The organism is Vitreoscilla massiliensis, from assembly GCF_001457815.1.
Classification (GTDB): Bacteria; Pseudomonadota; Gammaproteobacteria; order Burkholderiales; family Neisseriaceae; genus Vitreoscilla; species Vitreoscilla massiliensis.
In genome coordinates this window covers 99,490-118,932 of the sequence record NZ_LN898217.1, presented here as the reverse complement: position 1 = coordinate 118,932, position 19,443 = coordinate 99,490, and the positions used below count along the sequence as shown (strand labels likewise).

General features: G+C 51.7%; 25 protein-coding genes. 14 read left to right on the top strand and 11 right to left on the bottom strand.

From position 1 onward, the window contains the following. Nucleotides 1–128: 128 nt before the first annotated feature. Both BN3003_RS02840 and BN3003_RS02835 read left to right on the top strand, forming a co-directional pair. Nucleotides 129–695: a hypothetical protein gene (locus BN3003_RS02840; RefSeq protein WP_147645312.1), complete on the top strand. Its 567-nt coding sequence runs from the start codon at nt 129–131 to the stop codon at nt 693–695. Then, the gene (locus BN3003_RS02835; protein WP_058305225.1) at nt 656–982 is read left to right on the top strand and encodes a YnfA family protein; all 327 of its coding nucleotides are present in this window, start codon (nt 656–658) and stop codon (nt 980–982) included. The genes BN3003_RS02840 and BN3003_RS02835 overlap by 40 nt, the downstream gene beginning before the upstream one ends. 76 nt (nt 983–1,058) lie before the next feature. Here BN3003_RS02835 and BN3003_RS02830 read toward each other — a convergent pair whose 3' ends face one another. Beyond that, entirely contained in the window at nt 1,059–2,060 is a 1,002-nt protein-coding gene (locus BN3003_RS02830) for an adenosine deaminase (RefSeq protein WP_058305224.1), read from the bottom strand. Nucleotides 2,061–2,129: 69 nt separating this feature from the next. After that, nucleotides 2,130–2,537 carry a DUF3592 domain-containing protein gene (locus BN3003_RS02825; protein WP_058305223.1) on the bottom strand — a complete coding sequence of 136 codons (408 nt, stop codon included), beginning with the start codon at nt 2,535–2,537 and terminating at the stop codon, nt 2,130–2,132. Nucleotides 2,538–2,580: 43 nt separating this feature from the next. On the opposite strand from BN3003_RS02825, the gene BN3003_RS02820 reads away from it, so the two are divergent. The 4 genes from BN3003_RS02820 to BN3003_RS02805 all read left to right on the top strand — a co-directional run bounded on the left by BN3003_RS02820 (nt 2,581) and on the right by BN3003_RS02805 (nt 5,062). Next, nucleotides 2,581–3,213, top strand: coding sequence for a nitroreductase family protein (locus BN3003_RS02820; RefSeq protein WP_058305222.1), 633 nt, complete (start codon nt 2,581–2,583; stop codon nt 3,211–3,213). Between the two features lie 262 nt (nt 3,214–3,475). Then, nucleotides 3,476–3,874 (top strand): hypothetical protein, encoded by a 399-nt coding sequence (locus BN3003_RS02815; protein ID WP_058305221.1) that lies wholly within the window; start codon nt 3,476–3,478, stop codon nt 3,872–3,874. A gap of 177 nt (nt 3,875–4,051) precedes the next feature. Beyond that, nucleotides 4,052–4,351: an I78 family peptidase inhibitor gene (locus tag BN3003_RS02810; RefSeq protein ID WP_058305220.1), complete on the top strand. Its 300-nt coding sequence runs from the start codon at nt 4,052–4,054 to the stop codon at nt 4,349–4,351. A 96-nt stretch (nt 4,352–4,447) separates the two neighbouring features. Continuing rightward, entirely contained in the window at nt 4,448–5,062 is a 615-nt protein-coding gene (locus BN3003_RS02805) for a hypothetical protein (protein ID WP_058305219.1), read from the top strand. A 93-nt stretch (nt 5,063–5,155) separates the two neighbouring features. On the opposite strand, the gene BN3003_RS02800 is transcribed toward BN3003_RS02805, so the two are convergent. The 4 genes from BN3003_RS02800 to BN3003_RS02785 all read right to left on the bottom strand — a co-directional run bounded on the left by BN3003_RS02800 (nt 5,156) and on the right by BN3003_RS02785 (nt 7,768). After that, nucleotides 5,156–5,494 carry a hypothetical protein gene (locus tag BN3003_RS02800; RefSeq protein WP_058305218.1) on the bottom strand — a complete coding sequence of 113 codons (339 nt, stop codon included), beginning with the start codon at nt 5,492–5,494 and terminating at the stop codon, nt 5,156–5,158. A 142-nt stretch (nt 5,495–5,636) separates the two neighbouring features. Beyond that, nucleotides 5,637–6,095 (bottom strand): aspartate carbamoyltransferase regulatory subunit, encoded by a 459-nt coding sequence (gene pyrI / locus BN3003_RS02795; protein WP_058305217.1) that lies wholly within the window; start codon nt 6,093–6,095, stop codon nt 5,637–5,639. Then, on the bottom strand, nt 6,092–7,018 hold the full coding sequence (pyrB, locus tag BN3003_RS02790; RefSeq protein WP_058305216.1) for an aspartate carbamoyltransferase: 927 nt from the start codon (nt 7,016–7,018) through the stop codon (nt 6,092–6,094). Before pyrB ends, pyrI begins: the two co-directional genes overlap by 4 nt. 144 nt (nt 7,019–7,162) lie before the next feature. Further along, on the bottom strand, nt 7,163–7,768 hold the full coding sequence (locus tag BN3003_RS02785) for a phosphatase domain-containing putative toxin (RefSeq protein WP_082625507.1): 606 nt from the start codon (nt 7,766–7,768) through the stop codon (nt 7,163–7,165). A gap of 108 nt (nt 7,769–7,876) precedes the next feature. On the opposite strand from BN3003_RS02785, the gene ruvC reads away from it, so the two are divergent. Then, entirely contained in the window at nt 7,877–8,416 is a 540-nt protein-coding gene (gene ruvC, locus BN3003_RS02780; protein ID WP_058305215.1) for a crossover junction endodeoxyribonuclease RuvC, read from the top strand. A gap of 63 nt (nt 8,417–8,479) precedes the next feature. Then, complete coding sequence (gene ruvA, locus BN3003_RS02775; protein ID WP_058305214.1) at nt 8,480–9,070, top strand: Holliday junction branch migration protein RuvA; 591 nt, start codon at nt 8,480–8,482, stop codon at nt 9,068–9,070. A gap of 67 nt (nt 9,071–9,137) precedes the next feature. On the opposite strand, the gene BN3003_RS02770 is transcribed toward ruvA, so the two are convergent. The 3 genes from BN3003_RS02770 to BN3003_RS02760 all read right to left on the bottom strand — a co-directional run bounded on the left by BN3003_RS02770 (nt 9,138) and on the right by BN3003_RS02760 (nt 11,277). Then, a complete protein-coding gene (locus BN3003_RS02770; RefSeq protein ID WP_058305213.1) occupies nt 9,138–9,338 on the bottom strand; it encodes a CsbD family protein in 201 nt (66 codons plus the stop codon). Nucleotides 9,339–9,538: 200 nt separating this feature from the next. Then, on the bottom strand, nt 9,539–10,288 hold the full coding sequence (locus tag BN3003_RS02765) for an SDR family oxidoreductase (RefSeq protein WP_058305212.1): 750 nt from the start codon (nt 10,286–10,288) through the stop codon (nt 9,539–9,541). A gap of 80 nt (nt 10,289–10,368) precedes the next feature. Beyond that, the gene (locus BN3003_RS02760) at nt 10,369–11,277 is read right to left on the bottom strand and encodes a LysR family transcriptional regulator (protein WP_058305211.1); all 909 of its coding nucleotides are present in this window, start codon (nt 11,275–11,277) and stop codon (nt 10,369–10,371) included. Between the two features lie 149 nt (nt 11,278–11,426). On the opposite strand from BN3003_RS02760, the gene BN3003_RS02755 reads away from it, so the two are divergent. From BN3003_RS02755 to BN3003_RS02735, 5 genes are all read left to right on the top strand, one after another. Then, entirely contained in the window at nt 11,427–11,837 is a 411-nt protein-coding gene (locus BN3003_RS02755) for a DoxX family protein (RefSeq protein WP_058305210.1), read from the top strand. Between the two features lie 133 nt (nt 11,838–11,970). Then, complete coding sequence (locus tag BN3003_RS02750) at nt 11,971–13,809, top strand: ABC transporter ATP-binding protein (RefSeq protein WP_058305209.1); 1,839 nt, start codon at nt 11,971–11,973, stop codon at nt 13,807–13,809. 443 nt (nt 13,810–14,252) lie between these two features. Further along, nucleotides 14,253–15,446: an MFS transporter gene (locus BN3003_RS02745; RefSeq protein ID WP_058305208.1), complete on the top strand. Its 1,194-nt coding sequence runs from the start codon at nt 14,253–14,255 to the stop codon at nt 15,444–15,446. 99 nt (nt 15,447–15,545) lie between these two features. Next, nucleotides 15,546–16,898 (top strand): tRNA uridine-5-carboxymethylaminomethyl(34) synthesis GTPase MnmE, encoded by a 1,353-nt coding sequence (gene mnmE, locus BN3003_RS02740; RefSeq protein ID WP_058305207.1) that lies wholly within the window; start codon nt 15,546–15,548, stop codon nt 16,896–16,898. A gap of 457 nt (nt 16,899–17,355) precedes the next feature. Continuing rightward, nucleotides 17,356–17,586 carry a hypothetical protein gene (locus BN3003_RS02735; protein ID WP_058305206.1) on the top strand — a complete coding sequence of 77 codons (231 nt, stop codon included), beginning with the start codon at nt 17,356–17,358 and terminating at the stop codon, nt 17,584–17,586. A gap of 82 nt (nt 17,587–17,668) precedes the next feature. Here the strand turns inward: BN3003_RS02735 and BN3003_RS02730 are convergent, their stop codons facing one another. Both BN3003_RS02730 and BN3003_RS02725 read right to left on the bottom strand, forming a co-directional pair. Continuing rightward, nucleotides 17,669–18,157 carry an outer membrane beta-barrel protein gene (locus tag BN3003_RS02730; protein ID WP_058305205.1) on the bottom strand — a complete coding sequence of 163 codons (489 nt, stop codon included), beginning with the start codon at nt 18,155–18,157 and terminating at the stop codon, nt 17,669–17,671. Nucleotides 18,158–18,340: 183 nt separating this feature from the next. Beyond that, nucleotides 18,341–18,817, bottom strand: a complete 477-nt coding sequence (locus BN3003_RS02725) for a GNAT family N-acetyltransferase (protein WP_058305204.1) — start codon at nt 18,815–18,817, stop codon at nt 18,341–18,343. A 178-nt stretch (nt 18,818–18,995) separates the two neighbouring features. Here BN3003_RS02725 and BN3003_RS02720 point away from each other — a divergent pair, with 178 nt between their 5' ends. Then, nucleotides 18,996–19,406, top strand: coding sequence for a hypothetical protein (locus BN3003_RS02720; protein WP_058305203.1), 411 nt, complete (start codon nt 18,996–18,998; stop codon nt 19,404–19,406). The last annotated feature ends 37 nt before the right edge of the window (nt 19,407–19,443 follow it).

Here is a 19,443-nt window from a genome sequence, read left to right as displayed (position 1 = left end):
AAGTCCCCTGACCAAGTGTATTTTACGCGAAAACACTACCGTTTGTGCTGTATCAAGCCAGTTTTGGCAATGGATGCAATACCATATGCATTTTTAACCGTTCCTCATCTTGCCCCACAACGGACACCATGACCCGAGTTTATTACAATAAATCGCTACTGCTTGCTGCGCTCTGGCCCATGCTGTTGATTGTGGTGGGCTCGCTGTATTTGTTGCTCGACGGTGCCGACAAGATACGCGACACGTTTTTGTTTGGCGTATTGAACTCGCCGTGGTTGTTTTATCCCGTGTTGGTGGTGATTTTTGTCACCTTTGCCGAGTATTCGTGGTTGTCGTTGCGCAAAGTGGTGCGCAAGCGTCCGGCCATACGTTGGGGCAGTGGCGGCATTGCCTTGGCCAAAGACTCACGCGTGGCATGGGCGGCGATAGAGCGCATCGAATACCGGCCGCACAAAAAAACCCCGCACATCTTAATTCACATCGACCACCCCATCGCCTTTATCGACATGCAAGTGGGCGAGCGCAAGGCCGAGGCCAAACGCTGCTTTAAGAAGTTCAACACTCCCGTCGCCATCGCTTGCGACGAGTTGGCAGTCGATGCCCACGATTTGTATTTGGCCTTACAATCGCAACACCAACAATTTTTGGCCGAACAATGCTCAAAACCCTCCTCTTGTTTTTCATCACCGCCTTAATGGAATTACTGGGCTGTTTTTTGCCGTATATGTGGCTGCGCCAACACGGCTCGGTTTGGCTCTTGCCCATCGCCGCGCTGTGTTTACTCGCTTTCGTGTACTTATTGAGTTTGCATCCCGAAGCGTCAGGCCGCGTCTATGCCGCTTATGGTGGCGTGTACGTCATCAGTGCCTTGTTGTGGCTGCGCTTGGTAGACAAAATCGCCCTGAGCTTCACCGACATGCTCGGTGCGGCTGTGATTTTGGGCGGCGTGTTGTTAATTATCGCTCCGTGGCAAAGCCATTAACATTCATCAGCAAATACAAAGCGGCCTGTAAACCCCATCTACTAGGTTTACAGGCCGCTTTCATACGGATGATTTCTTAAGCGATGGCAGCAATCTGTTGCAACCAATATTGCTTGTCTTCGGCACTGATAAACGCCGATTCAAACGAATTGGCCGCCAATTGCTTGATTTCATCTGCGCTCAACTGCAAAGCCTCGGCGATGGTGGTGAAATTGGCATTCACATAGCCGCCAAAATAAGCTGGATCGTCGGAATTCACCGTCACTTGTACGCCTTGCTTCAGCAAGCGCTGAATATTGTGCTGCGCCATGTCGTTCACCACACACAGCTTCAAATTGCTGAGCGGACACACCGTCAACGGCATCTTGTCGGCAATTAAGCGCTGCATCAAGTGTGCGTCTTCTTCGGCGCGCACGCCGTGGTCAATGCGATTGACCTTCAGTACATCCAACGCCTCCCACACATATTCAGGCGGCCCTTCTTCACCGGCATGCGCCACCACCAAAAAGCCCAGCTCACGCGCCTTGGCAAACACCCGCGCAAACTTGCTTGGCGGATGGCCCAATTCGCTTGAATCCAAGCCCACGGCGATGATTTGGCTTTGGTAGGGCAAGGCCTGTTCCAAAGTGGCAAACGCCGCTTCTTCGCTCAAATGGCGTAAGAAACTCATGATTAAGTGTGAGCTTATGCCCAATTTGCTTTTGGCATCGTCACAAGCGGCCTGTAAACCATTGATGACGGTCGCAAAGGCCACGCCACGGTCGGTATGGGTTTGTGGGTCAAAGAAGATTTCGGTGTGCACCACACGATCGGCAGCGCAGCGCTCAAAATACGCCCACGCCAAATCGTAAAAATCCTGCTGCTGCAACAACACATTCGCACCGGCATAGTAAATGTCCAGAAACGATTGCAAATTGTGAAATTGGTAAGCGGCTTTGACTTCGTCTATGTTTTGGTAAGGAATGGCCACACCATTGCGCTGGGCGATGGCGAACATCAATTCCGGTTCAAACGTGCCTTCAATGTGCACATGCAATTCGGCCTTGGGCAAGGCTTGTATCAATTCGTTTTGCGTCATACTTTGCTTTCTTGGTGGACACTTTGCTGCACAGCCTGTGTCCACATGGTGATGTTCCTTACGCGGCGCTCAATCGCGCCAGTCTTGCATTTGGTATTGCTTGGGGTTATCCCAGTCTAGGCGCACGGATATCTCATCCCCCACTTGATACGGCGGCGGCGCGCTGTGTGGTACGCTGAGAAAAGTGTAAGTCTGACCGCTGTCTGGATGGGTCCAGGTGGCGCTGACTTCATACTGGCTGCGCAAATTGCCATCGCCAATTTTTCTGTCCCACTCACGAATGTGGGTCACGCGCGCCAACACTTCTACCCCGTTTTGCCGCACGCTTTGCTCGGCTTGGTATTTGGGCCAAATAAACAGGGCGATAGCCACAGCCAATATCACCGTCATCAACCAAGTGATGGGATGCGGTACAATGGCAGACAAAACCACACTGCCCATCAGCAACACGATGGCAATGATTAAAACCACCAACACGGCTATTCCTTCATGAAGAGGCGGCCTGAAAGACCACAGAAGCATGAGTTTACTGGACGATTTACACTGGCGCTATGCTGCCAAACATTTAAATGGCACCCCCGTGCCACAAGCAGACGTTGACTACATCGTAGAAGCCGCCCGCATGGCGCCTTCGTCCTCAGGTTTGCAGCCGTTTCAAGTTTTGGTCATCCGCAATGCCGACTTGATTGCGCAATTGTCACACTGTGTGTACGGCAACCAACAATTGCAAAACTGCTCGCCCTTATTGGTGTTTGCCGCTTGGGACGATTACACCGAAGAACGCGTGAACGAATTTTTCAGCCGCCAAAATGCCGAACGCAACCTACCCGACAGCGTCACCGATGCTTACCGCACACGCTTGCTAGAACATGTCTTGCATGCGGGCGAAACCGAAAACCACCACCACGCTGCCAAACAAGCGTTTTTGTCCGCCATGTGCGCGATGATGGCCGCGGCCGAACGCCGCATCGATTGCACACCGATGGAAGGCTTTGAAGCGGACAAAGTCGATGCGATTTTGAATTTGCGCGCCCAAGGTTTGCGCTCAACATTGCTGTTGCCTTTGGGCTACCGCGATGAGCACAACGATTGGCTATTGCACATGAAAAAAGTGCGCCGCAGCGACGACACATTTGCCATTCGTTTGGATTAGGCTCACCCGCACGAATATTTGCTTTTTACAAAACAGCCTGATTGAGACTTCAATCAGGCTGTTTTTGTTGATGTAAAGCAATTGCTCTTTAAATTTACTGTCATAAACTGTTGTTCTGTAATCACTATTTTTATTGACTCAAACGCGATTCATTGTTGAGTATTTTGCACTAAATTGGCGTGTGTTTTGCTTGTTTAAAGCTGTCACACCGCTGTTTATATCCAAAAAAATACACAATAAATCATCATCATCGAGGTCTGTCATGAGCCCCATCAAACTCAATTACTATGGTTTTATTTTGGAAGTGCCTTATTTGGGCAGCCACCAATGCGTGGCCATGAATGCCTTGGGCGATATTTTTATGTTTGACCACGAGCCTTCCATCAGCGAGCGCAATGCCTCATGGATACCGATACACGGTCAAAGCTATTTTGTCGCCTCGGCACCGGAATTGTTGCAGCAAATCGATTGGCGTGCATCGTATGCCTTGGTCAATGAATTGGCCGCCGAAACCGCGCAAGACGCCAGCAAAGTCAATAATGTGTCCTTACAATTAATCTGCAGTCTGGTGCAACACCAAGGCATAGCCGACATTGAGCGCCACATCGACCACTGTTATGAATTGGCAGTGAAAATCGTGCACAAGCAAAAAAGCTTTTAAATTCTCTCGCTTCCCCACACCCATGTGTGCCTGCGCAACATGGGTGTTTTGTATGATCAGCCGTGTTGCCCAAACGCATGCAGATGCAAGACTGTGCAAAACTTGCCTTCTATGTCACCCAAATAAAAACACCGCCTCTATAATGGGCGTCCACACAAGACTTGTTTAAGGACTGCCATGTTGAAATACGCCAGCTTGCTCGCCGTGATTGCCCTCACCGCCGCTTGCGCCCACACCCCTAAACACACCCCTGCCGACGATGCGGCCAACGCTCCCGGCAAATGCATCAACGAACAAGCGCAAGCGCTCAGCGGTTTGCAAGGCTTGAACGATGCCGAAATCATGCAACGCACTGGCGCCACTGAAGTGCGCCATTTGGCACCGAATGGCATGGCCACCATGGATTACCGCTTTATGCGCATCACCGTGGTGACCGACCCTGTCAGCAAGAAAATCTTGCACGCCAACTGCGGTTAAAACCCCTCATCCATTTACAGGCCGCTTCATGCGGCCTGTAAGCAGACTCAGCCATCTGTTTTATAATGCTGAGCACTGTTACCCTTAAGAAACCTGATGAAACACCCTTATTTACGCCGCAGCGCCGCCGTGTTGCTATTGGCCAGTGCCTTGGCCGTGCTCATGCCGTGGTTGCTACAAACGGTATTCCACTTGCACATCAGCCACACCCTGACCTTAAACTTGGTCGGCGTCATCCTCATTGCCTTGGCACTGCCGTATCTGCGCCCGAAAATCGCCTTGCGCTATTGGAACAAACGACACCACCCCAATGCCGACAAACACAGCCCCAACCCTGATCGGGTACAGGTGCTACCGAGCATGGCCGTACCCGCATGGCAAACATGGCTGCGGCGCGGCCTGATACTGATAGCGATGGCGGCCATTTGCATCGGCTTTGGCGTGTTCAAGCTGGCGTTTATGCTCAGCACGTTTATTTGGGCTGCCGACAATCCATTAATCGTGGTGTTTTTATTGGCGTTTGGCTGTTACCTGTGTTTGAGTGTGCCGTTAATTGCGCTGCTCAAATACTCAGCCCACCGCCACGGCAAAACCAGCCTTGCCTACCAATTGCACGAAAACTGGGGCATGTCTTTCGTCGACACCTTGGGTCTGTGCCTGGCCTTGTGCTTATTGCTGCGGGTCGTGGTAGACAGCTTGGGCATGGTCTAAATCCACACCAACACATCAACCAGAAACAAATAAGCGGCCTGTAACTGATTTACAGGCCGCTTATTCATGACATTACACATCCATCAAACAGGCTTAAAACCACCTCTTCTTGCTCTTAACTTGCTCTAGCTCTAAACAGCGCATGAATTCGGCATTGCCAAATTCTTTTACCGCAGTTTCGCGCGCGTACACCAATTCTTGCAGCGGCAATTTGTAAGCGCGCATGGCCATGGCTTCGACTTGGGCACCACTGCGCCCTGCCATCTCGTCCAACACGCTGGGCAAAGATGCCCCTTGTTGGCGCGCACTCATGATGGCGGTAGCGGCGTGGTAATCAGCGCGGCAGTTAGTATGGTCTGCATCGCTGGTTGCGGCGTTGGCCCATGTGGGCAGCAGCCACATGGCCAACAGGCTGGCGTAAACGGTTTTCATTTCATTGTGTGTCTTTCTAAGAGTGTGTACATTATCAATGCAGATGAACTCAATGCGCTTTTAAGGCTTGATACAGATAAAAGCGGCCTGTAAACACTGTTACAGGCCGCTTGAGTAGGTTGCAAACCTCATCTGTACTGTTTTAGTTTTCAGTCACAGCCTGACGTGGGTAGGTTTTTTCGCAATAATGGCAACGCAATTTGGTTTCTCCATTGGCGGTTTTGACCTTGAACGAGCTGATGACTGGCTCTTTGTGCGAGGCGCAGTTGTCGTTAGGGCAACGGAACAAACCTTTGACTTGCTCAGGCAGGTTCAGACTCAGTTTTTCGACTACTTGATAGTCAGTGATGACGTTCACGGTCGCGTTCGGTGCGAACAAGGCCAAGCGATTGGCTTGGGCGGTATCGAAGCGCACGTTTTCCACTTTGATGATGTCTTTGTGGCCCATGTTTTTACTGCTCAAATTAAAGCCCACGGTCACGCGTTCGCCCAAGTCGTTTAAACCAAATTGGCGCAAAATCACCAAGCCTAAGCCGGCGGGAATGTGGTCGATGACGGTGCCGTCGCAAATCGCTTCCACGCTGCGTTGTTGGGTATTCATGCTGGCAACTCCTCATTCAAAACCGCGGACAAGATGGCTTGGCGCGCAAACACGCCGTTTTTCGCTTGCTCAAAATAATACGCATGTGGCGTGGCATCGACATCGGTGGCGATTTCGTCCACGCGTGGCAATGGGTGCATGATGCGCATATTCGGTTTCACGCTCGCCAACATCGCCGCTTTCAAGACATACAAACCTTGGATTTTCAGGAATTCTTGCTCATCGAAACGCTCGCGTTGCACGCGCGTCATGTAAACGATGTCGGCCAGATTCAAAGCTTCTTCAAAGCTGTCCAAGATGTGGTAAGCACAGCCTTTTTCATCCAATTCTTCGGTGATGTAATCGGGCATCGCCAATTGCGGCGGCGCCACGAAGTAAAAGGTGTTGTTCCAATTGCTCAGGGCTTGTGCCAACGAATGCACGGTACGACCGTATTTCAAGTCACCGACCAAGACGATGTTGAGGTTTTCCAAACGGCCTTGGGTTTCAAAAATGGTGATTAAGTCGAGCAAGGTTTGCGATGGGTGTTGGTTGGTGCCGTCGCCTGCATTCACCACCGGCACACTGGAAAACTCCGCCATCACGCGCGCGGCGCCGTCTTTATTGTGGCGCACCACAATCGCATCGGCATAGCCGGAAATGATGCGCGCGGTATCGGCCAAGGTTTCGCCTTTTTTGGCACTGGTGTTGGCGCCATCGGCAAAACCAATCACATCGGCGCCCAAGCGGTGGGCGGCGGTTTCAAACGAGAGGCGGGTGCGGGTAGACGGTTCAAAAAAACAGGTGGCGACGAGTTTGTCGGAGAGCAAATCAGGTTGGGGATGTTGTTTTAAATGCAGAGCGGTTTTGACCAACTGAGTCAGGGTATCGGCAGACAAATCAGCGACCGAGATGACGTGTTGGCGATAGAGCGGATTGGGCATGGGTTTCCTTCAAGGCAACTGAATCGCAAGACGGTGGCGGTACAAAACCGCCACGCAAACGGCTGATATGATACGCCCAATTGCCGCCAGAAAAAAGCCACATTCTCCTGCACGGATGCGTTTACAGGCCGCTTTATGGCGTCTTTATTGGGCGGCGCGCAAGCGTGCCAATTCCAAGCGCACTTGGTTGACGGTGTCTTGATTGTACATTTTCGGAATGTTGCGCCACACCGTGTGAAAGCCATATGGGCCTTCCACCATTTCGCGTTTGGCCTCGTCTATGCTCCAACCTTGTTGCACGATGCGGTGCATGCCGATAATCAAACCGGTGCGGTCGGCACCGTGATAACAGTGCACCAACACCCCACCCTGTTTTTGCGCTTGCTCGATTTCATACAAGACCGCGGCGATTTCCTTGGGTTTGATGCGCCATGATTTGAGCGGGTGATTCATCAATTTCAGCCCCGGTTGTGACAGCTCTTCTTGATCGTCATCGCGGTCGAAATAACGCAAATTGATGATGGTTTTGATGTTGTTTTGTGGCAGCAAGGCTCGGTCTTTGGCCTGCAATTGTTCGCTGCGAAACAAGGTCGGCGTTACCCGAAATAAATTCACGCTTTGCTCCACCGGTGTGGCCCATTGGTACAATACCCGCGGCGCTTCGATGCTGGCCACGCGTTTGGCCTCTGCCGGCAGACACACACCCAAAGCCAAGGCCACACACAAATAACCCAGATTGACGACTTCCATCTTATTTGCCCCACACATGTAAGATGCGAAACACTGTAACACACTCTGATTTTAACTTTGGTAAAGCCTCAGCTTTGACTCGGGGTTGATTTCCGTTACAATCGGCGCATGACTACTCCCATCCGCATCTTAGGCATAGACCCCGGCAGCCGTGTTACAGGCTTTGGCGTGATCGACTTGCTCGGTCGCCAACAGACTTATGTCGCCTCCGGTTGCATCAAAACCCCGCCCAAAGCGGTGTTGTCTGAGCGCATTGCGGTCTTGTTTGAACACATCACCGAAGTCATCCACACCTACCAACCAACGGTCAGCGCCATCGAGCAAGTGTTTGTGAACGTGAATCCGGCGGCAACGTTGATGCTCGGTCAAGCTCGCGGTGCCTGTGTGGCGGCGTTGGTACATGGCAAACTGCCGGTGCACGAATACACCGCTTTGCAGGTGAAACAAGCGGTGGTCGGTCAAGGCAAGGCGGCGAAAGAACAAGTGCAACACATGGTGGTACAAATGCTGCGCCTCAATGGCACGCCGTCTACCGATGCCGCCGATGCTTTGGCAGTGGCGATTACCCATGCGCTGCGCAACCATAATTTGGCCGCCCAAATTCAACAAGGCTTGAGCGTGAAACGCGGGCGTTTTACCACCCGCTGACTTGTTTACAGGCCGCATTGATACAGAAAAAGCGGCCTGTAAACCCATCCACAAAGGGAAACCATGATAGGTCAATTGACAGGCAGCATCATCGACAAACAACCGCCACTTATTCTTATTGATGTCGGCGGCGTCGGCTATGAAGTGCATGTGTCCATGCAAACATTTTACGGCTTGCCCGCTACCGGCGAGAAAGTGCGCGTGTACACACAATTGGTGGTGCGCGAAGATGCCCACTTGCTGTTTGGCTTTGGCAATACTGCCGAGCGCGAAACCTTCCGCTTATTGGTCAAGGTATCGGGCATAGGCGCGAAAACCGCTTTGGGCATTTTGTCGGTATTGTCCAGCGACGATTTGGCGCGCGCCATCGCCGATGAAGACATCAAAGTATTGAGTTCCGTCCCCGGTATAGGCAAGAAAACCGCCGAGCGCTTGGCCTTGGAATTGCGCGGCAAATTGCACATTGCGGGCACGGTAGCTATGGCGGCCGACGGCTTGTTTGCACCCGAACCCGATGCCAGCGACGACATCCTCAGCACCTTATTGGCACTGGGCTACAACGAACGCGAAGCCAAAGCGGCCTGTAAAGGTTTGCCTGCGGGCTGCGATGTCAGCGAGGGCGTGCGTTTGGCTTTGAAGAATATGTTGAAATAAAACGCTCGCAATAGAAAACGCTGCCTCATCGGCAGCGTTTTTCAATTCTCAATACAGTTTACTGACATCAATCGGTGTCTTTCAACCAATCATCAATTTCTTTTTCTGCTTCTTCTTTGGTCTTGCCATAGCGTTCTTGGATTTTGCCCGCCAACACTTGCGCATTGCCTTTGGCTTGGGTCAAATCGTCGTCGGTCAAATCACCCCATTTCGCTTTGGCCTTACCGACCAACTGATCCCACTTGCCTTCAATCACGTCTTTATTCATGCATGCTCCTCAGTAGTTGGGAAAGTGTCTTATCGACACGGGCTTATTCTAACCACATTGGCCGCAAAAATTGCAGTATTTACACCAAATCGCACAATTTTACTGAGAATTTGCGCAGGTCAGCAAACCCCGCTCAGCCGCATACAAAAGCGGCCTGTAAGCATTTACAGGCCGCTGACTAGACTGTTGTGCTCACACCACTAGGCTTCACGCGCCACATTAAACGGTGAGAACGCTTGCGCCACCGGCATGATTTCGATGCTGTTCACATTCATGTGCGCTGGCTGTTCGGCCACCCACACGATGGTGTTGGCGATGTCTTCAGCGGTCAGGTATTGTACTTTTTCATACACTTTGGCCGCTTTGTCATCGTCGCCTTTAAAACGCACATTGGAAAACTCGGTGCCGCCACACAAACCGGGCTCGACATTGGTCACGCGTATCGGTTTGCCGACCAAATCGGCGCGCAAATTCAAGCTGAATTGCTTCACATACGCCTTGGTCGCGCCATACACATTGCCACCCGGATATGGATAAGTGCCCGCTACCGAGCCCAAGTTAATCACATGGCCGCGACCACGCGCATCCATGCCCGGCAAGATTTTGCGCGTGAGGTAGGTCAGGCCGATGATGTTGGTGTTGATCATCGTCAGCCAATCGGCAAAGTCGGCCTTGTCCGCCGGCTCCAAACCCAAGGCCAAACCGGCATTGTTGACCAATACCTCTATGCCTTGCCATGCTTCAGGCAAGTTTTGCAAAGCCACATCAACGCTGTTCAAATCGCTGACGTCCATTTGCACCGGCAAAAAAGCCGCGCCCAATTCTTGTTGCAAGTCTTGTAAGCGCTCCAAACGGCGCGCCGCGCCGATGACTTTGTGGCCTTTTTGTACCAATAAGCGACATGTGGCTTCACCAAAACCTGCTGAAGCACCTGTTACCAATACCAACATAAACACTCCTCTTGTGTGATGTGTGCCCTACCAATGTGTGCTGGTCAGGGCTTACGACTGCATATTACTGAGATTGCTTACTAAGAATCTTTGCCATACAACACATGGCGTTCGCGAATTTTCTCGGCCAGAAAATCAATAAACGTGCGCACTTTGGCACTCAAATACTGGCGGTTGATGTAAGCGGCGTACAAAGTCACTGGCTCGTATTGGTATTCGGCCAAGACCCGCACCAAGCTGCCATTGGCCAAATCTTCAAACAATACTGGTTCTGGCAAATAGGCCAAACCCATGCCGACTTTGGCCAATTGGTAATTCATCAAGGAATCGCTGGTGAGCACAGACGGCGGCAACACGAATTCGGTTTCGGCCTTGTCCATGTGGATCACCACGTTGGACAAATTGGTGTAAGTGGGCAACACGCCTTTGTGATTGAGCAAATCAGCTGGCTGTTGCGGTGTGCCGTATTTGGCCAAGTATTCGGGCGAAGCGACCAAGAAGAAATTGATGCTCTCTATTGGTTTGACTATCAGCGACGGCGATGGGTCGTGCGACACGCGCAAGGCCAAGTCATAGCCTTCGGTAACCAAATCGACACGGCGGTTTTCCAAACTCAGGTGCACCATCACCTCGGGATACAGCGCGTGGTATTCCGCCAACCAACGCGCAAACCCCGGTATCGCCATCCAACCGGGGGCGGTGATTTTCAACGTGCCTTTGGGCTGTTTGGCGCCGGAGCTCGCGTTCGCACCCGCTTGTTGCAAGATGTCTAAGGCGTGGCCAGATTCATCAAAATACATTTGCCCAGCCTCGGTCAAATGCAAACGGCGACTGGTGCGCATCAACAAACGCGCTTGCACGTGTTGCTCCAAATTGGTGACGTGCTTACTTGCCATGGCAGTAGACATCTCCAAATCTTCAGCCGCTTTGGTAAAACTACCGCGCATCACCACTTGGCGGAACACGCGTATGCTGGTCAGTAAGTCCATGATATATCTTTAACCATCAGTAAATAATTCTATCCTAAATTGCATCTCGATTGGTCGGGTCAGAGTCGCTAAACTGCGCTGCATGCGAATTAGCTGCACCACACAGCCCAAAACTCACACACAATTCATCAAATAACAGGAAATACAAAATGTCGACCAACAACCAACTGACTCAATACCAACCGTATGCGCTGGGTTTATTGCGCATCGTAACAGGTTACATGTTTATTATGCATGGCATGACCAAATTATTCCAAATCCCCTACATTGAAATGTTTGCCAACGTGCCTTTAGGTTCAATGTTTGGTGCCGCTGGCATCATCGAATTGATCGGTGGCGCTTTGATTATCTTGGGTTTGTTTACCCGCCCTGTGGCCTTTATCTTGTCAGGTCAAATGGCTGCGGCTTACTTCATCGGCCATGTGGCCGACGGTGGCAACTTCTTGATGCCAATTTTGAACAGCGGTGAATTGGCGGTGCAATGGTGTTTCACCTTCTTGTTCTTCTTTGTTGCAGGCAGCGGCGCGTTTGCCTTAGACAATTTGCGCAATAAAGCGTAATAATCCCCACACAGCTACACACACACTTAAGGTCGACCCACGTGGTCGGCCTTTACCCATTTTATCTGCTTCAATTGCTATACTAGCGGCCTGTAAACTATGACAACCCTATTGATTTGAAAGTTGAAACCGCATGATGAACAAGTGGTTTAATTGGTTTGAAACCCGTTTGAATTTGTACCCCGATGAATTGCCTCCGTTGGCGCGCGACAATATGTGGGCATTTATCCGCGCCTGCCTCAAAGGCTGTGGCGTGTGGATAGGGGTGATGATGGTGTTTGCCGCCGGCGTCGGCGCATTTGAAGCGTATTTGTTTCAAATGATGGGGCAATTGGTCGACGCCATGCACACCATTGCGCCGGCACAATTGTGGGCGGAGAAAAAAAGCTGGTTGTTGGCGATGTTGGCCTTATTGGTGTTGAGTCCGCTGTGGGTATTGAGCGGCTCATCGGTGCGCTTGCAAACCTTGCAAGGCGTGGTGCCGATGCGTTTGCGCTGGCAGTTTCACCGCCTGATGCTGGGTCAATCCATGCGCTTTTACCAAGACGAGTTTGCCGGTCGCGTGTCGGCCAAAGTGATGCAAACGGCGTTGGCAGTGCGCGATATGGTGATGATCTTCGCCGACATGGTGGTGTATTTGCTGATTTACTTTGTGTCCATAGGCGTGATTTTGGCGCAATTTGATTGGCGTTTGCTGTTGCCGTTTATTTTGTGGCTCTGCACCTTTGCCAGCATGTTGGCGTATTTCGTGCCGAAAATGGCCACGGCCGCACGCAACCAAGCCGATGCCCGTTCGTTGATGACCGGTCGCATCACCGATGCTTATGCCAATATCGCCACAGTGAAACTGTTCTCGCACAACCAGCGTGAATCGGCGTATGCCAAAGAAGCGATGGACGAATTCATGGCCACGGTACACAAGCAAATGCGCTTGGGCACGCAAATCGACACCGTCAATCATGGCTTCAATATGTTGCTCATCGCCTTAACTGCGGTGTTGTGTGTGTATTTGTGGCAAGGCGGTTTGATTACCGTCGGTGCCGTCGCCGCGGCTACCGCCATGGCCTTGCGCTTGAATGGTTTGTCGCAGTGGATGATGTGGCAATCGGCACAGTTGTTTGAAAACATCGGCACGGTACAAGACGGCATGAATACCTTGGCGAAAGAGCGCCAAGTGTTGGACATCCCGAATGCGCCGGCGCTGCAAGTGACGCAAGCCAATATTGCTTACCATAACGTCGATTTTGCCTATGAGCACAAACAATTGTTGCAGCAATTCAATCTGCACATCCGTGGTGGCGAAAAAATTGGTTTGGTCGGCCGCTCAGGTGCAGGCAAATCGACGCTGGTGAATTTGTTGCTGCGCTTGTACGACATCAATGGCGGCGACATCAGCATCGATGGGCAAAACATCGCCCAAGTCAGCCAAGTGTCGCTGCGCAAACACATCGGCATGGTCACGCAAGACACGTCTTTATTGCACCGCTCGGTGCGCGACAATATTTTGTACGGTCGCCCCGATGCCAGCGATGCCGATTTACAGGCCGCATTGGCACAAGCGCAAGTGAGCGACTTTCTCGACCAATTGGTTGACTCACAAGGTCGCCGTGGCTTGGATGCGCATGTCGGTGAGCGTGGGGTGAAACTGTCGGGCGGTCAGCGCCAACGCATTGCCATTGCGCGGGTGATTTTGAAAAATGCACCGATTTTGCTGTTGGACGAGGCCACCAGTGCGTTGGACTCAGAGGTAGAAGCGGCGATACAAGAGAATCTGTACAGCTTGATGGAAAACAAAACCGTGGTGGCGATTGCCCACCGTTTGTCTACCATCGCGCAAATGGACCGATTGATTGTGCTCAATGAGGGCGAAATTGTTGAAAGCGGCAGCCATGAGGAATTGTTGGCGAAAAACGGTTTGTACGCCAAACTGTGGCAGCGCCAAAGCGGCGGCTTCTTAGGTCAAGACGATTAAGCGGCCTGTAAACTTTGCAGCAAACACAAAAAAAGAACCCGACACTCGTGTCGGGTTTTTAAGTCACATCATCATGAAGAAAGTTCATACACACATCAGTGAAACAGGTCGTGTGCCAAATTGAGACTTGCGCATAAAAAATTTCCCCACCTACACTTTTATGCCCAACCATCAAGGTGGTCACTTGCTGTCATCACGAGATGCAATGTACTGCCTCACACCCAAGTGTATTTTGAGTTAGCGCAAACAATTGGGGTCAAAACATGCCAAATGACTTGTCATTTGATGCAGCACAAATTTTGCCAGCCTCTTTATCTGATTTACCTGCATAACTGCTATGGCCGCGCAAAATTGACGCAGTGCACAACTGCTACTAACATCAATACTCGGCCTGTAACATTGTCGTACCATCATTCTTATTTTCAAAAAGTTTAGAACGCATCATGCAAAAACGCTGGATACCATTTTATTGGGTGTGCGCGGCCTTGATCAGCGGCACCATGGGCACGGCCTTAGCCAGCCCGCTTTATCCACTGTACCAACAACTGTGGCAACTGCAGCCCAGCGACATCACCACCATGTTCATCGCCTACATGGCGGGCACACTGTTATCGATTTTATTTTTGGGCCGCTTGAGCGACAGCTTGGGTTTTGCCAAGGTGTTGCGCGCCGGTTTGCTGCTGGTATTGCTCGGCGTCATCTTGTCGGCGCTGGCGCAAAACGCCTTCATGCTTTCCAGTGCCCGCGTCCTCATCGGCATCGCCTCTGGCCTCATCAGCACTTCGGGCATGATGGGCATGTTGCAAACCAGCCCCTTGCCCAATGAAGGCCAAACCGCCCGTTGGTATGCGTCTTTGAATGGCTTCGGTTTTGGCATGGGCCCTTTAATCGGCGGCGTGGTGGCACAAATCAGCGGCGGCTCGGTGTGGTTGCCATATGTGCCGGTCATTGTATTAACCGCGGTGGTGTTATACCAAATGTGCCGCATTCCGTTTCATGCGCCCAGTGACCCAAAACCGTTGGACTTCAAACCACGCTTGGCCTTGCCGGCGGCAGGTTTAGGGCGCAAACAGTTTTACTTGGCCGCGGGTGGCGCGTTTGCAGCGTTTGCCATGTTCAGCCTGTATGCGTCTTTGGCGGGCTCGTTCATCGCTGAATTTTTGCCGTGGCATGGCCCTGCCGTCAGCGGTGGCGCGTTGGCCTTGGTGTTGTTCTTGTCCTCGGCCACGCAATTGGGTTTGCGCCGCTTGAGTTTGGCACAGGCATACGCCGCCGCCACGGCGATGATTTTGATTGCCAATGTGATGTTGGTGCTCACCTTGCAGTTGCATTCCATGGTCTTGTTCGCTTGCAGCGTGGTCGCCACAGCCATGGCACACGGTTTGACGCTGATGGCCGGTTTTGGCAAGGTGCAAGAAGTGACCAACCACCACAACCGCGCCGCCGTGGTGTCGACGTTTTTGGTGTCGGGTTATTTCGGTGCCATCATGCCCGTCATTGTCTTGGGTTGGCTGGCCGACCATTTGGGTGTGAGCCGCGCCGTCATCATTTACTGCAGCGCGTTTGGCTTGTGGGCCATCGCCTTGTTCAGCGGTTTTGTGCAATTGAAACGCCGTCAGCGTTTGCAAACGGTTTGATTTAAATCCCATATTGGTGTTGAAACAGGCGGCCTGTAAACTTACAAGCCGCCTGTTGCGTTACAATGGTTGTATTCGTTTATTGATTGAGTATGCAAGATGTCTGAAACCGTCACCATAGCCGCCATTGCCACCGCTCCCGGTCGAGGAGGCGTGGGCGTGATACGTTTGTCGGGTCAAAACCTGTTGCCCTTGGTTGCCACCCTCACCGGCGGCAAAACCGCCACGCCGCGTTTGGCACTGTACAGCGACTTTGTCGCCGCCGATGGCACGCCGATAGACAATGGCTTGTTATTGTATTTTGCCGCGCCCGCCAGTTTCACCGGCGAAGACGTGATTGAATTGCAAGGCCACGGCGGCCCAGTGGTGATGCAAATGTTGCTCAGCCGCTGCTTGGAGTTGGGCGCACGCATGGCCGAGCCGGGTGAATTCACCAAGCGCGCGTTCTTGAACAACAAACTCGATTTGGCCCAAGCCGAGAGCGTGGCTGACTTGATTGATGCCTCCAGCCAATCGGCGGCGCGCATGGCGCTGCGCTCGCTCAAAGGCGCGTTTTCCAATCACATACACGCCTTGGTCGACGATGTCATCACCTTGCGCATGTTGGTGGAAGCGACTTTGGACTTTCCAGAAGAAGACATTGATTTTCTCGAAGCAGCCGATGCCAAAGGCAAGTTGCAACACATACGCGAACAACTCGATGGCGTGATGGCGCAAGCGCAGCAAGGCGCGATTTTGCGTGAAGGCATGCAAGTGGTGTTGGTGGGTGCGCCAAATGTGGGCAAATCCAGTTTGCTCAATGCCTTGGCCGGTGACGACATCGCCATTGTTACCGACATCGCCGGCACCACCCGAGACACCGTGCGCGAAATGATTACCGTCGATGGCGTGCCGATGCACATCATCGATACCGCCGGTCTGCGCGACACCGATGATGTGGTCGAGCAAATCGGCATAGAGCGCAGCCACAAAGCGGTACAACAAGCCGATGTGGCCTTAATCCTCATCGACCCACGCGAAGGCGTGAACGCGCGCACACAGGAAATCGTCGATGGCCTGCCCGAGCATTTGCCGTGTTTGGAAATCCACAATAAGAGCGATTTGCTCGACGCCACCGTGTTGCAAACTCAGCAATACATCGCCCGCGCCAGCGACGTGATGACGCTGTCGGCCAAAAAAGGCGATGGTTTGCACCAGCTCAAGCAAGCCTTGCTCAAGCAAGTTGGTTGGCAAGGCGAGGCCGAAGGTTTGTTTTTGGCACGCACACGCCATTTGCATGCCTTACAGGCCGCTGCAGTGGAATTGGCTTATGCTGCCGACTGTGGTGAGGCGATTGATTTGTTGGCCGAACACCTGCGTTTGGCACAAGTGTGTTTGAACGAGATTACCGGCGAATTCACCGCCGATGATTTGCTCGGCGTCATCTTCAGCCGTTTTTGCATCGGCAAGTAGCGCGCAAAAAAAATGGCGTTCTGCACCCTACAGAACGCCGCAAGACATCATCAATTGAACTAGAAGGAGAACATTAACTTGCGCATGGCGTCAGTTAATGTCTGCCATCCTAGCGCTTTCTGCGCCGCTTGAAAAAGAACCTCTTATTCAATACTTAGCACTAAAAATTATTAGCCGTGGCTTTAGCGCCACGGCTTTTTCTATACACAGTGCATATGGTCGCTGTCAGCCCCACTATGCCATCGCTTCCATTCAAGTCATTCAAGCACAGTCATCGCGTGTACACCGCTATTTTCCAATACATCGGCTTTCTTATTCACAGCCTTGGATGCAAACCTGAAACTTAACCCAAACTAACTTTGCCCTCAGGCTGTGCTAAGTTTGCATCGGTAAGATGGGCTCCAGACAAGAAATCAGTTGAATCCTTAAACCTGTATCCGCTTTGCAGGAGCTTATTATGAAGAAAATCATCGCTGCCATCTTATGCACTGCCGCCACCAGCGTGACCACTGTCAGCATGGCTGCACCCGCCGCTCCTGCACATCCAGCCCAACATGTCACCAAACACGTGGTGAAACCTGCGCCTAAAAAAGTGGTGAAAAAACCAGTAGCGAAAAAGAAAATTGTCAAAAAACCGGTGACCAAAAAACACATGGCTAAAAAAGCCGTGGTGGTGAAACACCGTTAATGTGCTTAGCCATACAAAAGCGGCCTGTAAATCATTTACAGGCCGCTTTTGCTTGTTTTGTACGCAGAGATGGCGATGTACTTCACCAAAACTTATAGCCTATGCCGACATTAAAATAGTTCACTTGGCGCGATGAATCGGCACCGCTGTTCAAATTGGCATTTTGGTATTTCATGTCGATTTGCCAATCTTGAGTCGGGCGAATTTGCATGCCCACGCCGTACATGCGTGAATCGTTGTCCAAGGTTAAGGCTTGCACCGGAATGGCGGTTTGGTAGCTGCTGCGGCTATCACCAGCGGCGCCGATAACGCCATAAGCGGTGACATAATCGCCCAATTTCACACTCGGACCTATGCCAAACGAGCTGTATTGGCTTTCGGTACCGGGATTAACGAGCAAGGCATTCGGGGTTTCGAGTTGGGTTTTGTTGATGTAAGTGGTGATGATGCCGACAGGCGCGTCGTCGCTGTGCAGAGAATAGCTGGTGTCGATGTTGTCATTGCTGGCATCAATCGCACCCTCTTGGGCCAAAGCAGCCCCAGACCATGCACACAGCCATAATAACCACATTCTTTTCATGCCCACACCCCAAAGCGTCAGCTCAGAAATGTCACCATAACGGTATTTGCTCTAATCGGTCAATCAAAATTACCGATTAAAACACTTACAGGCCGCTTATCTAGGCCATTCATAGCGGCTTGATTCTGTAAGCATTCTCACGATTCATTGCACCCACGCCAACCCATATTAATGTCAATTCACAGGCGCATCCCATTGCATGTTCACCACTTGCAACGGCGCTTCAGCACCACCATGCGCCGAAATTGCTGTCTCTATGATGCGAAAACCGTGTTTTTGGTAAAACGGCGCCGCGGTTAAAGTCGCTTCAATAACCACTTGGCGCAAGCCTTGTGCTTGCAAGGTGCCCAATGCATGCGTGAGCAAGACCTTGCCCACGCCCAAACCCGCTGCTGGTGGTGCAATAAACAATTTGTCTATGCTGTTGGTACTGATTTCGACAAAGCCCACCAGCTCAGGCGCACACGCCACCCACAGCCGTTGCTGTTCTATGCCTTGTGTGTACATCGTGGCATCGCGCCCATCCAACCAATGCGCGATTTGTTCGGCCGTGTATTGGCCAGTGCACAAGCCTTGCACCGAAGCTTGGTGTATCTGCAACAGTGTTGCCCGCTCATCCATGCGCGCCAAGCGCACCAGCAGCTCTTGCATACAACCTCCTGATGACACATTTATGTCAGTTTTGAGAATTAAATCAAAAGTTTGATGGCCATCAAACCTGCATGCATTTTCGCGCCCAGTCAGCGATTTGAGCCGGTGCAACGACTTGACGCTGCCTTGCTTCCTGACCACAATAGCCGCACAACAAAAACGCTACAAGGGAAAAAAGATGAACAATTGGTACAGTTATTTTGCCCCATTTCCAGTGGATGATTTTCAACCATTGCAAAGCCTAACCGAAACCCAAACTTGGCTGGGCAAGGCTTCAACCATACACTCGCAAAACATCGCCTCACAACCGAATCTGTATTTTGATGCCACCATGGAAGTGCTGGTGGAACACAAAACCGTGCACCACATCGACCATTTCAACCAACACTATGCTGAGGCCTTGATCGAAGCCGAGAAACTCGGCTACCACGTCGACAGCCCGCGCCATGAACCGTATGTGTTTTGGTTGCCCAGCCCACAAGGCTATTGCCTGTGCGGCTTTATTTTTAAGAACGATGCCGATGGCGACACTTTTGTGATTTCACCGGTGGCCTTGCCGTTCTTGCACGCCACCGAAACCTCAGAATAAGTTTGCCCCAACACATAAGCGGCCTGTAAACCTCGCA

Coding starts and splice junctions, on each gene's coding strand:
- BN3003_RS02840 (WP_147645312.1), top strand. CDS start 129: ATGACCCGAGTTTATTACAATAAATCGCTACTGCTTGCTGCGCTCTGG.
- BN3003_RS02835 (WP_058305225.1), top strand. CDS start 656: ATGCTCAAAACCCTCCTCTTGTTTTTCATCACCGCCTTAATGGAATTA.
- BN3003_RS02830 (WP_058305224.1), bottom strand. CDS start 2,060: ATGACGCAAAACGAATTGATACAAGCCTTGCCCAAGGCCGAATTGCAT.
- BN3003_RS02820 (WP_058305222.1), top strand. CDS start 2,581: ATGAGTTTACTGGACGATTTACACTGGCGCTATGCTGCCAAACATTTA.
- BN3003_RS02815 (WP_058305221.1), top strand. CDS start 3,476: ATGAGCCCCATCAAACTCAATTACTATGGTTTTATTTTGGAAGTGCCT.
- BN3003_RS02810 (WP_058305220.1), top strand. CDS start 4,052: ATGTTGAAATACGCCAGCTTGCTCGCCGTGATTGCCCTCACCGCCGCT.
- BN3003_RS02805 (WP_058305219.1), top strand. CDS start 4,448: ATGAAACACCCTTATTTACGCCGCAGCGCCGCCGTGTTGCTATTGGCC.
- BN3003_RS02800 (WP_058305218.1), bottom strand. CDS start 5,494: ATGAAAACCGTTTACGCCAGCCTGTTGGCCATGTGGCTGCTGCCCACA.
- pyrI (WP_058305217.1), bottom strand. CDS start 6,095: ATGAATACCCAACAACGCAGCGTGGAAGCGATTTGCGACGGCACCGTC.
- pyrB (WP_058305216.1), bottom strand. CDS start 7,018: ATGCCCAATCCGCTCTATCGCCAACACGTCATCTCGGTCGCTGATTTG.
- BN3003_RS02785 (WP_082625507.1), bottom strand. CDS start 7,768: ATGGAAGTCGTCAATCTGGGTTATTTGTGTGTGGCCTTGGCTTTGGGT.
- ruvC (WP_058305215.1), top strand. CDS start 7,877: ATGACTACTCCCATCCGCATCTTAGGCATAGACCCCGGCAGCCGTGTT.
- ruvA (WP_058305214.1), top strand. CDS start 8,480: ATGATAGGTCAATTGACAGGCAGCATCATCGACAAACAACCGCCACTT.
- BN3003_RS02770 (WP_058305213.1), bottom strand. CDS start 9,338: ATGAATAAAGACGTGATTGAAGGCAAGTGGGATCAGTTGGTCGGTAAG.
- BN3003_RS02765 (WP_058305212.1), bottom strand. CDS start 10,288: ATGTTGGTATTGGTAACAGGTGCTTCAGCAGGTTTTGGTGAAGCCACA.
- BN3003_RS02760 (WP_058305211.1), bottom strand. CDS start 11,277: ATGGACTTACTGACCAGCATACGCGTGTTCCGCCAAGTGGTGATGCGC.
- BN3003_RS02755 (WP_058305210.1), top strand. CDS start 11,427: ATGTCGACCAACAACCAACTGACTCAATACCAACCGTATGCGCTGGGT.
- BN3003_RS02750 (WP_058305209.1), top strand. CDS start 11,971: ATGATGAACAAGTGGTTTAATTGGTTTGAAACCCGTTTGAATTTGTAC.
- BN3003_RS02745 (WP_058305208.1), top strand. CDS start 14,253: ATGCAAAAACGCTGGATACCATTTTATTGGGTGTGCGCGGCCTTGATC.
- mnmE (WP_058305207.1), top strand. CDS start 15,546: ATGTCTGAAACCGTCACCATAGCCGCCATTGCCACCGCTCCCGGTCGA.
- BN3003_RS02735 (WP_058305206.1), top strand. CDS start 17,356: ATGAAGAAAATCATCGCTGCCATCTTATGCACTGCCGCCACCAGCGTG.
- BN3003_RS02730 (WP_058305205.1), bottom strand. CDS start 18,157: ATGTGGTTATTATGGCTGTGTGCATGGTCTGGGGCTGCTTTGGCCCAA.
- BN3003_RS02725 (WP_058305204.1), bottom strand. CDS start 18,817: ATGCAAGAGCTGCTGGTGCGCTTGGCGCGCATGGATGAGCGGGCAACA.
- BN3003_RS02720 (WP_058305203.1), top strand. CDS start 18,996: ATGAACAATTGGTACAGTTATTTTGCCCCATTTCCAGTGGATGATTTT.